Origin of the sequence: Rhodococcus yananensis (assembly GCF_020515525.1) — a bacterium.
Taxonomy (GTDB): Bacteria; Actinomycetota; Actinomycetes; order Mycobacteriales; family Mycobacteriaceae; genus Rhodococcus; species Rhodococcus yananensis.
The window spans coordinates 12,377-24,386 of sequence record NZ_JAIYEP010000017.1 but is presented as its reverse complement, the minus strand read 5'-3'; the positions used below and the strand labels follow the sequence as shown (position 1 = coordinate 24,386).

11 protein-coding genes are annotated in these 12,010 nt (G+C 67.9%); 7 read left to right on the top strand and 4 right to left on the bottom strand.

The genetic code is table 11. The features are described from left to right. The first annotated feature begins 98 nt into the window (after nucleotides 1–98). From htpG to LDQ05_RS06440, 5 genes are all read left to right on the top strand, one after another. Nucleotides 99–2,024 (top strand): molecular chaperone HtpG, encoded by a 1,926-nt coding sequence (htpG, locus tag LDQ05_RS06460; protein ID WP_226436071.1) that lies wholly within the window; start codon nucleotides 99–101, stop codon nucleotides 2,022–2,024. A gap of 71 nt (nucleotides 2,025–2,095) precedes the next feature. After that, complete coding sequence (locus tag LDQ05_RS06455) at nucleotides 2,096–2,872, top strand: HAD-IIA family hydrolase (RefSeq protein WP_226436070.1); 777 nt, start codon at nucleotides 2,096–2,098, stop codon at nucleotides 2,870–2,872. A 101-nt stretch (nucleotides 2,873–2,973) separates the two neighbouring features. Then, nucleotides 2,974–3,501: a DUF6764 family protein gene (locus LDQ05_RS06450; protein ID WP_226436069.1), complete on the top strand. Its 528-nt coding sequence runs from the start codon at nucleotides 2,974–2,976 to the stop codon at nucleotides 3,499–3,501. Between the two features lie 287 nt (nucleotides 3,502–3,788). Next, on the top strand, nucleotides 3,789–5,414 hold the full coding sequence (gene groL, locus LDQ05_RS06445) for a chaperonin GroEL (RefSeq protein ID WP_226436068.1): 1,626 nt from the start codon (nucleotides 3,789–3,791) through the stop codon (nucleotides 5,412–5,414). 285 nt (nucleotides 5,415–5,699) lie between these two features. Beyond that, the gene (locus LDQ05_RS06440; RefSeq protein WP_226436111.1) at nucleotides 5,700–6,662 is read left to right on the top strand and encodes an alpha/beta hydrolase; all 963 of its coding nucleotides are present in this window, start codon (nucleotides 5,700–5,702) and stop codon (nucleotides 6,660–6,662) included. 67 nt (nucleotides 6,663–6,729) lie between these two features. On the opposite strand, the gene LDQ05_RS06435 is transcribed toward LDQ05_RS06440, so the two are convergent. From LDQ05_RS06435 to LDQ05_RS06425, 3 genes are all read right to left on the bottom strand, one after another. After that, on the bottom strand, nucleotides 6,730–6,930 hold the full coding sequence (locus tag LDQ05_RS06435) for a PspC domain-containing protein (protein WP_226436067.1): 201 nt from the start codon (nucleotides 6,928–6,930) through the stop codon (nucleotides 6,730–6,732). Nucleotides 6,931–7,017: 87 nt separating this feature from the next. Further along, the gene (locus LDQ05_RS06430) at nucleotides 7,018–7,338 is read right to left on the bottom strand and encodes a hypothetical protein (RefSeq protein WP_226436066.1); all 321 of its coding nucleotides are present in this window, start codon (nucleotides 7,336–7,338) and stop codon (nucleotides 7,018–7,020) included. Between the two features lie 196 nt (nucleotides 7,339–7,534). Continuing rightward, a complete protein-coding gene (locus tag LDQ05_RS06425; RefSeq protein WP_226436065.1) occupies nucleotides 7,535–7,918 on the bottom strand; it encodes a phage holin family protein in 384 nt (127 codons plus the stop codon). A 76-nt stretch (nucleotides 7,919–7,994) separates the two neighbouring features. Between LDQ05_RS06425 and LDQ05_RS06420 the strand changes: the two genes are divergently transcribed. Beyond that, entirely contained in the window at nucleotides 7,995–9,032 is a 1,038-nt protein-coding gene (locus LDQ05_RS06420; RefSeq protein WP_226436064.1) for a patatin-like phospholipase family protein, read from the top strand. Nucleotides 9,033–9,036: 4 nt separating this feature from the next. Then, nucleotides 9,037–9,894, top strand: coding sequence for an alpha/beta hydrolase family protein (locus LDQ05_RS06415; RefSeq protein WP_226436063.1), 858 nt, complete (start codon nucleotides 9,037–9,039; stop codon nucleotides 9,892–9,894). 52 nt (nucleotides 9,895–9,946) lie between these two features. On the opposite strand, the gene LDQ05_RS06410 is transcribed toward LDQ05_RS06415, so the two are convergent. Further along, nucleotides 9,947–11,956, bottom strand: a complete 2,010-nt coding sequence (locus LDQ05_RS06410; protein WP_226436062.1) for a prolyl oligopeptidase family serine peptidase — start codon at nucleotides 11,954–11,956, stop codon at nucleotides 9,947–9,949. Between the last annotated feature and the right edge of the window lie 54 nt (nucleotides 11,957–12,010).

Here is a 12,010-nt window from a genome sequence, read left to right as displayed (position 1 = left end):
ACCTCCGGGCCGGGGTGGGGCCGGATACCGCGACCGACTAGCATGTCGGGCTACCGTTTCGGGGGGAGAAGTTCTGCTTGTCGAAGGGAACAGAAGAAGTGAGTGCAGACGTCGAACGGCGCGAATTCCAGGCGGAGACGCGTCAGCTACTGGATCTGATGATCCACTCGATCTACTCCAACAAGGACACGTTCCTGCGGGAGTTGATCTCCAACGCCTCCGATGCGCTGGACAAGTTGCGTCTCGAGTCGTTCCGGGACAAGGACCTGGCGGTCGACACGTCGGACCTCCGCATCGAACTCGAGGTCGACAAGGACGCCCGTACCCTCACGGTCCGCGACAACGGCATCGGCATGACCCGTGACGAGGTCGTCGATCTGATCGGTACCCTCGCCCGTTCCGGCACCGGCGAACTGCGTCGCAAGCTCCGGGAGGCCAAGGACGCGGCCGCATCCGAGGAACTGATCGGGCAGTTCGGTATCGGTTTCTACTCGTCGTTCATGGTCGCCGACAAGGTCACGCTCGTCACCCGCAAGGCGGGGGAGGAGACCGGCACCCGCTGGGAGTCCAGCGGTGAATCCACCTACACCATCGGTGGCGTCGACGACGCCCCGCAGGGCACCTCCGTCACCCTGCATCTCAAGCCCGAGGACGCCGACGACCACCTGTTCGACTACACCTCGCAGTGGAAGCTCGAGGAGATCGTCAAGAAGTACTCCGACTTCATCGCGTGGCCCGTGCGGATGGAGGTCTCGAAGACCGTCCAGGGCGAGGACGGTGTCGACGAGGTCACCTTCGAGACGAAGACCCTCAACTCGCAGAAGGCGCTGTGGGCGCGCCCGCGCGACGAGGTGTCCGACGAGGAGTACACGGAGTTCTACAAGCACGTCGCGCACGCGTGGGACGAGCCGCTCGAGATCATCCCGATGCGCGCCGAGGGCACCTTCGAGTACCAGGCGTTGTTGTTCATCCCGACACACGCGCCGTTCGACCTGTTCGCGCGGGAACGCCGCACCGGGATCTCGCTCTACGTCAAGCGCGTCTTCATCATGGACGACTGCGAGGACCTGATCCCCGAGTACCTGCGATTCGTCAAGGGTGTCGTCGACGCGCAGGACCTCTCGCTCAACGTCTCCCGCGAGATCCTGCAGCAGGATCGGCAGATCCGCGCGATCCGGCGTCGCCTCACGAAGAAGGTGCTCGCGACGGTCAAGGATCTCCTGACGCAGGACGCCGACAGGTACCGGACGTTCTGGTCGGCGTTCGGCCGCGTCGTCAAGGAGGGGTTGCTCTCCGACACCGACAACCGCGACACCCTCCTGGCGATCTCCTCCTTCGACTCCACGGCGAGCGACGACGAGCAGACCACCCTCGCCGGGTACGTCGAACGCATGAAGGACGGGCAGGACGAGATCTACTACATCACCGGCGAATCCCGGCAGTTGCTCGAGAACTCCCCGCACATGGAGGCGTTCCGGGCGAAGGGAATCGAGGTGCTGCTGCTCACCGATCCCGTCGACGAGATGTGGGTGACCTCTGTTCCCGAGTTCGACGGCAAGGCGTTCCGCTCGATCGCCAAGGGCGAGGTCGACCTCGACACCGAGGACGAGAAGCAGGCCGCCGAATCCGAACGTGAAGAACGACAGAAGGACTTCGAGGGGCTGCTCGGCTGGATGAAGGACACCCTCGACGACCACGTCAAGGAGGTGCGCCTGTCGTCGCGGCTCACGACGTCACCGGCGTGCATCGTCGGCGACACCTTCGGGATGTCGCCGGCACTCGAACGCATGTATCGCGCCTCCGGCCAGGCGGTTCCCACGACCAAGCGGATCCTCGAACTGAACCCCGAGCATCCTCTCGTCGCGGGGCTGCGGACCGCGCACGCAGAACGCACGGACGATCCGGCGCTCGCCGAGACGGCCGAACTGCTGTACGGCATGGCGCTCATCGCCGAGGGCGGAGAGGTGGACGACCCCGCCCACTTCACCCGGCTGCTCGCCGATCGGCTCGCCCGCACCGTCTGACACGACGTGCTCGTCGCTTCCGGTCGCGGCTCTGCGGGGCCGGAAGCGACGAGCACCGATAGGCTGGCCTCATGACCGGTCCGGGCGGAGTGCTGTTCGACATCGAAGGTGTACTCGTCACGTCGTGGCGGGCGGTACCCGGTGCCGCCGAGGTCCTGTCCGGACTCCGCGACCGTGGCGTCCCCCGCGCCTTCCTCACCAACACCACGTCCCGGACGTGCGCGGAGATCGCCGCGACACTGAACGATCTGGGGATGCGGGTCGATTCCTCCGAGATCCTCACCGCGGTCTCGCTCACCGTCGACTATCTCGGCCGGACCTATCCGGGGCGACGCTGTTGGGTGCTCAATCACGGCGCCGTCGACGCGGATCTCGACGGAATCGTCCGCGACGACGACGATCCCGAGGTGGTCGTCCTCGGTGGTGCCGGACCGGAATTCACCCACCGCGCCGTCAGCCGCGTCGCCGACCTGATGCTCGACGGCGTACCGGTCGTCGCCATGCACCGCGCCATGAGCTGGCAGTCCGACGACGGGCTCCGTCTCGACACCGGTGCCTACCTGCCGGGTCTCGAGGAACTCAGCGGCAGGACCGTGGTGGCGGTCGGCAAACCGTCGATGCAGGGTTTTCTCGCGGCGTCGGACCTGATGGGGGTGGACCCCGACCGCATGGTCGTCGTCGGCGACGATCTGCACGGCGAGGTGCTACCCGGTCAGCGGCTCGGCATGACCGGAGTTCTGGTGCGCACCGGAAAGTTCCGTCGGTCCGTCCTGGAACTGTCGGTGGAGCGTCCGGACCACGTCGTCGACTCGGTCGCCGACCTGCCCGCGCTGCTGGCGACGTTGTGAAACTCCACCCTCGCGCGGGGTGGGTGTGACCGGTAACCTTCCGGCGGGGGAACTCCGTCTTCCCCGTTCATCCTCCCTTCCAGTGTTCGAGGAGCGCTTCTTTGTCCATTCGTTCTCTCCGGTCCGTTCTCTCCGGTCGTCGTGTCGCGCACGGATGCGCGGCGTTCGCGCTCGGTGCCGCGTCGCTCGCGTTCGTGGGGGCCGGCACCGCTGCCGCGGCACCGGTGACGTGTGTGTCGCCGCCGTCCACCAACGAGATCCTGGTGTCGGAGACCGCCAGTTGCGGCGCGACCGCGGACGGCGGTGGGTTCGCGCGTGCGGCGGCCGCCGACAGCGGTACCGCGGTGTCGACCGCGGGCACCAACGGGTCCGCGCAGGCCGAGGCCACCGGGTTCGGTACCGCGCTGGCGGGTGCCAGCGACGGTGGCCGCTCGTACGCCTACGCGCTCGGGGGTGGACTGAGCCACTCGTGGGCGCAGGGCGCCGCGATCACGTTCTCGGTCGCGGGCTGGGGCTCGGGCGCGACCGCCGACACGACCGGTGTCACGTGCGTCGGACCGCAGTCGTTCGCGGTGAACACCGGTACCGGCCAGTGGTGCGCCGTCGGAGTGGGCTCGACCCGGCGATGACCCGGCTCCCGTAGTCCGGGATCGGTACGGCGACGAGGGTGGCCGAGTGCAGACAACCTTGCACTCGCCACCCTCGAGTGCTAAAAATGGCTTTGGCACTCGTAACACTGGAGTGCCAGGTCGGGACGGTGAGGCCGGGTATTTCGACACCCCTGGTCGTCCGTCGCGGGCACTGCTTCCGGCCGCAGGCGTACGTGGGCCGACCGGACGAGCGGTCGGTTCGTACATGGGCCGACCCGACGAGCGGTCGACCCGGTGTCACCCCATACCCGGAGGATCACTTCGCAATGGCCAAGATCATCGCGTTCGACGAAGAGGCCCGTCGCGGCCTCGAGCGTGGCCTCAACAGCCTCGCCGACGCCGTCAAGGTGACGTTGGGCCCCAAGGGCCGCAACGTCGTGCTCGAGAAGAAGTGGGGCGCCCCCACGATCACCAACGATGGTGTGTCCATCGCCAAGGAGATCGAGCTCGAGGACCCGTACGAGAAGATCGGCGCAGAGCTGGTCAAGGAAGTCGCCAAGAAGACCGACGACGTCGCGGGTGACGGCACCACCACCGCAACCGTCCTGGCTCAGGCGCTGGTCCGCGAGGGCCTGCGCAACGTCGCCGCCGGTGCGAACCCGCTCGGTCTGAAGCGCGGCATCGAGAAGGCCGTCGAGGCCGTCACCGCCAAGCTGCTCGACACCGCCAAGGAGGTCGAGACCAAGGAGCAGATCGCCGCGACCGCCGGCATCTCCGCGGGCGACCCCGCGATCGGTGAACTGATCGCCGAGGCCATCGACAAGGTGGGCAAGGAAGGCGTCATCACCGTCGAGGAGTCCAACACCTTCGGGCTCCAGCTCGAGCTCACCGAGGGTATGCGCTTCGACAAGGGCTACATCTCCCTCTACTTCGCCACCGATGTCGAGCGTCAGGAAGCGGTCCTCGAGGATCCGTACATCCTGCTCGTCAGCTCCAAGATCTCCACGGTCAAGGACCTGCTGCCGCTGCTCGAGAAGGTCATCCAGTCGGGCAAGCCGCTGCTGATCATCGCCGAGGACGTCGAGGGTGAGGCCCTGTCGACCCTCGTCCTGAACAAGATCCGCGGCACGTTCAAGTCCGTCGCCGTCAAGGCCCCGGGCTTCGGCGACCGCCGCAAGGCGCAGCTCGCCGACATCGCCATCCTCACCGGCGGCGAGGTCGTCAGCGAAGAGGTCGGCCTGTCCCTCGAGACCGCCGGCATCGAGCTGCTCGGCCAGGCCCGCAAGGTCGTCGTCACCAAGGACGAGACCACCATCGTCGAGGGTGCGGGCGATCCCGACGCCATCGCCGGTCGCGTCAACCAGATCCGCGCCGAGATCGAGGCGTCGGACTCGGACTACGACCGTGAGAAGCTGCAGGAGCGTCTGGCCAAGCTGGCCGGCGGCGTCGCGGTCATCAAGGCCGGTGCCGCCACCGAGGTCGAGCTCAAGGAGCGCAAGCACCGCATCGAGGACGCCGTCCGCAACGCGAAGGCCGCCGTCGAGGAGGGCATCGTCGCCGGTGGCGGCGTGGCCCTGCTGCAGGCCGCCCCGGTCCTCGACGACCTGAAGCTCGAAGGCGACGAGGCCACCGGTGCCAACATCGTCAAGGTTGCGCTCGAGGCGCCGCTGAAGCAGATCGCGTTCAACGCGGGCCTCGAGCCCGGCGTCGTCGCGGAGAAGGTCCGCAACCTCGACGCGGGCAGCGGCCTCAACGCTGCCACCGGCGAGTACGAGGACCTCCTCGAAGCCGGCATCAACGACCCGGTCAAGGTCACCCGCTCGGCGCTGCAGAACGCTGCGTCCATCGCGGCTCTGTTCCTGACCACCGAGGCCGTCGTCGCCGACAAGCCGGAGAAGGCCGCCGCTCCCGTCGGCGACCCGACCGGCGGCATGGGTGGCATGGACTTCTGATCCACCCCCGCCCCCGAGGCACACGACGCCCGATCCCACCGGTCCGGTGGGGTCGGGCGTCGCGCTGTTCGAGCGTCGAGACGGTCCGATTTCGTGGAACGAAACAGACTGTGAGGTTTGTGTCCGATGTCCGGTACGGAAGTGTTGCGAGGATACAGCCTGCATGCTTAGCTTCTCGGCGAGTGTTTCGTCGGGCCCTCCCTGCGCCCTCGTCTGCTCGTTCACGTGATCCCGGTGTCGGAGGGTGGTTCGGTGAGTTCGGCGTTCATCCGTTGGGCGGGTTCGATGGTGATCGCCGTGTCGGCGACGGTCGCGGTACCGGCGACGGCATCCGCGGAGCCGGAACCGGAGTTGACGTCGATCGTCGTCGAGGACGACCGGACCAGGATCGTGGAGGTGTACTCCGCCGCGATGGACCGGGACATCCCGCTGCGGGTGCGCATCCCCGCCGATTCCGACGCGTCCCACCCCACGCTCTATCTGCTCAACGGAGCCAGCGGTGGGCAGGGTGTGGCCACCTGGGAAGAGCAGACCGACGTCGGCGAGTTCTTCGCCGACAAGAACGTCAACGTCGTCACGCCGCTCGACGGTGCGTACAGCTACTACACCGACTGGGTGAACGACGACCCGGTGCTCGGGCGCAACAAGTGGACCACCTTCCTCACGCGCGAACTGCCCCCGATCATCGACGACGTGTTCGACACCACCGGAGTCAACGCGATCGCCGGACTGTCGATGTCGGGCACGTCCGTCCTGGGTCTGGCGGTCGCCGATCCGGAGCTGTACGAGGCGGTGGGCGCGTACAGCGGGTGCGCCGAGACCAGTTCCGACATCGGGGAAGCGTACGTCCGCACGGTCGTCGGGAGTCGGGGCGGCGGCGATCCCGTCAACATGTGGGGGCCCTACGGTGGGCCCGGGTGGATTGCGAACGACCCCTTCGTCAACGCCGACCGACTCCGCGGTCTGGACCTGTACATCTCGTCCGCGACCGGACTGCCCGGCAGGCACGACCGGATGGATGCCCGGTCGGTCGGCGGAGACCCGGAGATCCTGATGAGCCAGGTGATCAGTGGCGGCGTCATCGAGGCTGCCGTCAACGACTGCACCCACCGGCTCGCGGCGCGACTCGACGAACTCGACATTCCGGCGCACTTCGAATTCAAGGCCACCGGCACCCACTCCTGGGGGTACTGGCAGGACGATCTGCACAAGTCCTGGCCGATGATCGCCGAGGCCATCGGGGCCTGAACGCCCGCGAGTCCGTCCTCCGGTGATCGAAACCGGTGGGCGGACTCTCGGGGGATACCCCGGTTCGCTACTCCGGCAACAACATCCACAGTGCGAGGTACAGCAGGATCGCGGTTCCTCCCGTGACGAAGGTCGCGACGATCGCGGCGGCGCGGACGATGTTGACGTCGACACCGAAGTATTCGGCGATCCCGCCGCACACGCCGCCGAGCATGCGCTGGGTCTGCGAGCGGGCGAAGGTGCGGGGTGCATTGTTGTCGGAGGTCATGGTGAAATCGTGCTCCTTCTCGGTGGTGTGCACATCGGGGAACGACCCGGAGGTACACCCTGATTTCCGGTTCGGGGTCGGGGTCGGTCAGCGGCAGACGACGGTGAGGCCGACTCCGCGCCACACCTCGGTCTCGGTGCGATCCCAGGTCTTGTCGTCGTGGTCGTACTCCATCTCGACCTCCGTGCGGTAGCCCCGGTCCTGCTGCTCGGTCACCGTGCAGGTGCCGCCGGGGCTGCCCGCCCGGTTGGTGATGGAATAGGGGACGTCCTGCGCCTGGAGGGTCGCGACCGCGTCCTGCTCCGTCATGCCGACGACGTAGGGTGCGGGTTGTGCTGCGGCAGTAGCGGTTCCGAGTGTCAATGCCGCCGCTCCCGCGAGAAGTGCTGCGGTGAGGGTTCTACGCATGATCTGCTCCCGAATCATGTTGTGAAAGGCTCCGTTTCGATACGACAATCGTCGTCCCTGCCGGGTGCCGAACACATCCGGGAAGCACCCCCATACCGACCCTGAAATCGACGTCGGGGTCTCGAACGACGGCGGGAGCTGCACACCCACCCGAGCGGTCGTCGACACCGTCACCGCGCGTGTCGGTGACCGGTGCTCACTTCCGTGCGGCGAGCGTCTTCTTGAAGACGAACATCGGCAGCACCAGCCGCACGATCACCGACACCGCCCAGACGATGACCGTCGCGAGTATCCACGTCGTGACTCCGCGGATACTCAGTCCGCTGCTGAGCAGCGACGTCACGATCAGCGCCACCAACGTGGACACCAGGGCGCTGCTGCCGAGAAGCACGGGGGTCTTGGTCATCGCGATCTGGCGGATCAACGGGTCGATGATCACGGCGACGGCCGTGTAGAGAACGACGGCGATCACGAAGGCCAGCGCGCTGACCGACATGTCGGGAAGCACCCACGCGCCGACCAGCAGGGCGATCGCGTTCGCGATCAGAGCGACGGTCGCGGTCGCCAGAAGCCGCATCATGGGGCAAGCGTAGCCGTGCGGCACACACGGATCGCCCGGAATCGGCTGCGGTGTTCCGGGCGGTACCGTCGGAGCCATGGCCGCACGGACACGGGTAGCGCTCGCGCTGGGCAGCGGAGGTGCGCGCGGATACGCGCACATCGGGGCGATCCAGGTCCTCGAGGAACGCGGATTCGAGATCGTCGGGGTCGCGGGAGCGTCGATGGGGGCGCTCGTGGGGGGTGTCCACGCGGCCGGAAAGCTCGGCGAATACACCGACTGGGCGTTGGGCCTGTCACAACTCGACGTCGTGCGTCTGCTGGATCTGTCGGTGACGGCGCCCGGCGCATTCCACGCGGAGAAGGTGCTGGGCAAGGTGCGGGACATCCTCGGCGACGTCGCCATCGAGGATCTGCCGCTGCCGTACACAGCGGTCGCCACCGATCTGGCCGCCGGGCGCGCGGTGTGGTTCCAGCGCGGACCGGTGGACGTCGCGATCCGCGCGTCCATCGCGATTCCCGGGGTCGTCACCCCGTACGTACTCAACGGGCGGGTGCTCACCGACGGTGGGGTTCTCGCCCCGCTGCCCATCGCGCCCACGGTGGGCATCCCGTCCGACCTGACCATCGGGGTCAGTCTCGGCGGCGGAGACCGCGGCAGTGCCCGCACCCCCGAGACGGCGAGCGCCGAACCGCGCCCCGTCGAGGAATGGGTCGGGCGGGTGCGACGCAGCGCCGGGCAACTCTTCGACCGCGACATCGTGCGGTCCGTGGTCGGCATGTTCGGTGCGGGTGCACGCGCCGGCGACGACGAACAGATCGACCCGACGATCGAACCCGACGCCGCCGACCCGGCGAGCCCCGTCCGGTTCGGGCGGTTCGCGGTGATGAACCGGTCGCTCGACATCATGCAGTCGACCCTCGCCCGTTACCAGCTCGCCGCGCACCCACCCGACCTGCTCGTCGAGGTGCCCCGCTCGGCGTGCCGCAGTCTCGACTTCCACAAGGCCGCGGAGATGATCGCGTTGGGTCGGTCGCTGACCGAGGAGGCCCTCGACCGGGCCGGTCTCGTTGTGCCGGGCGTGGACCCGGAGCGTCAAGGCACGGGCGAGGAGACCGACGACGACCTACGCTGAATCGGTGGAGACCGTACCGATCCAGCTCCCCGGCGGCACGACGGCCCCGGTGCGCCTGTTCCCCGGGCCGGGGCACGAACACGAGTCGCGGCGCGACACCGTGCGCACCGTGGTTGTGATCCTCCCCGGGCTCGGGATTCCCGCCGGATACTACGAGCCGTTCGCGCAGGCTCTCGCGGATCACGGACTCGATGCGGCGGTCTGCGAACTCGCGGGACAGGGCGACAGCCGGCCGCGGCCCGGACCGGACAGCACCTACGGATACCACGAGATCGTCGCGCTACATCTACCGGCGATGTTCGAGGTGGTCCGGGAGCGGTTCCCGGATTCGACACCCGTTCTGCTCGGTCACTCGATGGGCGGTCAACTCGGCGTGTTGTACGCGGCGCGTAGCCCCGGCCACCTCGCCGGACTCGTGTTGATCGCCTCGGGCACGCCGTACTACCGCCGGTTTCCCGGTGCCCAGGGGCCGGGACTGCTGGTGGGATCCACCGCGATGTCGCTCACGGCCACCGTCGCCGGGTTCTGGCCCGGCCACCGGATCGATGTCGCCGGTTTCGGTCGGCAGTCGCGGCAGTTGATCTCAGACTGGGCGCGACTGGCGCGCGGTGGCCGGTTCGTGCCCGCCGGTGCCGACGTCGACTACGAACAGCGGCTCACCGCACTCGACCTGCCGGTCCTGTCGGTGACCGTGGAGGGAGACGATCTCACGCCGGTCGAGTCCGCCCGCCACCTGCTGGACAAACTGCCCGCCGCCCACATCACGGTGTGGCACGATCCGCGGCCGCTCGGCCACAACGGGTGGATCCGGGACGACCCCGCGATGGTGGACAGGGTCGTCACCTGGATCCGCGACCTCTGACACCCGTGCGCACTTCTGGTAGCTCCGGCTACCAGAAGTGCGCACGGGTGGGTTACAGGGTGTCGGTGAGGAAGGTGAAGGTCAGGGCCGATTTGAACGCGGCCTGCGCGTTGTCGGCGGCACCGCCGTGCCCACCTTCGATGTTCTCGTAGTACGCCACCGCGTGCCCCTGCTCTTCGAGCCGGGCGACCATCTTGCGGGCATGGCCCGGATGGACCCGGTCGTCGCGGGTGGACGTGGTGATCAGGATCGGCGGGTACGTCGCGTCCGGATCGGTGTTCTGATACGGCGAGTACTCGGCGAGGAACTTCCACTCGTCGGGGTCGTCGGGGTCGCCGTACTCGGCCATCCACGATGCGCCCGCCAGCAGCAGGTGGTAGCGCCGCATGTCGAGCAGCGGCACCTGGCAGACGATCGCGCCGAACAGGTCGGGGTAGCGGGTGAGCATCACACCCATCAGCAGCCCGCCGTTGCTGCCGCCCTGGGCGCCGAGTTGCGCGGTGGTGGTGATGCCGCGCTCGACGAGATCCTTCGCGACCGCCGCGAAATCCTCGAATGCCCTGGGCCGATTCTCCTTCAACGCCTGCGTGTGCCAGGTCGGTCCGTACTCACCGCCACCGCGGATGTTCGCGATCACGTAGGTGTTGCCGTGTTCGAGCCATGCGCGACCGATCCCCCCGCTGTAGGCGGGCACCATCGAGTTCTCGAATCCGCCGTACCCGTACAGCAGCGTCGGCGACGGGGTTCCGGTGTTGCGGCCGACGACGAAGTAGGGGACGCGGGTGCCGTCGTCCGACACCGCGAAGTGCTGCGTGACGGTGATGCCGTCGGTGTCGAAGAATCCGGGGGCCTGTTTGACGGCCGTGAGCGGACCGCCGACCGTCCCCGACAGCAGTGTCGCGGGGACGGTGAATCCGCTGGAGTTGAGGAAGAACTCGTCGCCGTCGAGAGGATCGACGTCGATGATCGACGTCGACGTGGCGTCCGGAACCCCGTCGAGCGCGACGTCCGCCCAGCCGTCCTCGCCCGGAGTGAGCACGCGCACGCGGGTCTGCACGTCCTGCAGCGTCACCACGAGCAGATGATTGCGGGTCCACGCGTACTGCTCGAGGGAGGTGTGCGCGTCGGGCGTGAACAGCACCGTCATCTCGCGGGCACCGGCGAGGAACGCGGGATAGTTCGCGGCGAGCAACGCGCCGGCGGGGTACCCGAGCCACTCCGACCGGGTTCGCACCAGCAGGTGGTCGCGGTACACGCTGACCCGCGCGTCGTCGGGCACGTCGAGTTCGACCAGCTCGCCGTCGGCGGTCAACTCGAAGCGGTGGGCGGTGTGGAAATCGAGCGCGCGGTCGACGAAGGTGCGCTCGTAGCCGGGGGTGTCGTCGTACCGGGCGCCGACGGCGACATCGCCGGTCTCGCCCTCGAACACCGTCTCGGCGTCCTCGACGGGTTGCCCGCGCCGCCACCGCTTCGCCAGACGCGGATATCCGGAATCGGTGAGCGATCCGTCGCCGAAGTCGGTGCCGACGTAGACCGTGTCGACGTCGATCCACCCGATGTCGGTCTTGGCCTCGGGAAGCTCGAAGCTGTCGGGTCCGGACACGAACTCCCTTGTGACGAGGTCGAACTCGCGAACGACGACGGCGTCCGCACCACCCCGCGACAGGCTGATGAGTGCGCGATGCTGATCGGGACGCAACACCTGCGCGCCCGCCCACACCCAGTTCTCACCCTCCTGCTCGGCGACCGCGTCGAGGTCGACGAGCACGTCCCATTCGGGGTCGTCCCGCAGGTACTGCTCCATGGTCGTGCGCCGCCACAGGCCGCGGACGTGCTGAGCGTCGCGCCAGTAGTTGTAGAGGAATTCGCCTCGACGACGCGCGTACGGGATGCGTGCGTCGGTGTCGAGGACCTCACGGATCCGCGACTGCAGTGTCTCGAACTCGGGGGTGCGGGTGTAGGCATCGATGGTGCGCTCGTTGTGGGCGCGCACCCAGTCGAGTTGCTTGTCGCCGGTGACGTCCTCGAGCCAGAGATTCGGGTCTGTCGTGCTGTCGCTCATGCCCCATTCTTACCCGTCGGCCGCCGCCGGGACGGCTTCCGCACCCTCCGTCCG

Bases quoted from the DNA above. Each gene is read 5' to 3' on its own strand.
- LDQ05_RS06455 (WP_226436070.1), top strand. From the start codon at position 2,096: ATGACCGGTCCGGGCGGAGTGCTGTTCGACATCGAAGGTGTACTCGTC.
- groL (WP_226436068.1), top strand. From the start codon at position 3,789: ATGGCCAAGATCATCGCGTTCGACGAAGAGGCCCGTCGCGGCCTCGAG.
- LDQ05_RS06440 (WP_226436111.1), top strand. From the start codon at position 5,700: ATGGTGATCGCCGTGTCGGCGACGGTCGCGGTACCGGCGACGGCATCC.
- LDQ05_RS06435 (WP_226436067.1), bottom strand. From the start codon at position 6,930: ATGACCTCCGACAACAATGCACCCCGCACCTTCGCCCGCTCGCAGACC.
- LDQ05_RS06430 (WP_226436066.1), bottom strand. From the start codon at position 7,338: ATGCGTAGAACCCTCACCGCAGCACTTCTCGCGGGAGCGGCGGCATTG.
- LDQ05_RS06425 (WP_226436065.1), bottom strand. From the start codon at position 7,918: ATGATGCGGCTTCTGGCGACCGCGACCGTCGCTCTGATCGCGAACGCG.
- LDQ05_RS06420 (WP_226436064.1), top strand. From the start codon at position 7,995: ATGGCCGCACGGACACGGGTAGCGCTCGCGCTGGGCAGCGGAGGTGCG.
- LDQ05_RS06410 (WP_226436062.1), bottom strand. From the start codon at position 11,956: ATGAGCGACAGCACGACAGACCCGAATCTCTGGCTCGAGGACGTCACC.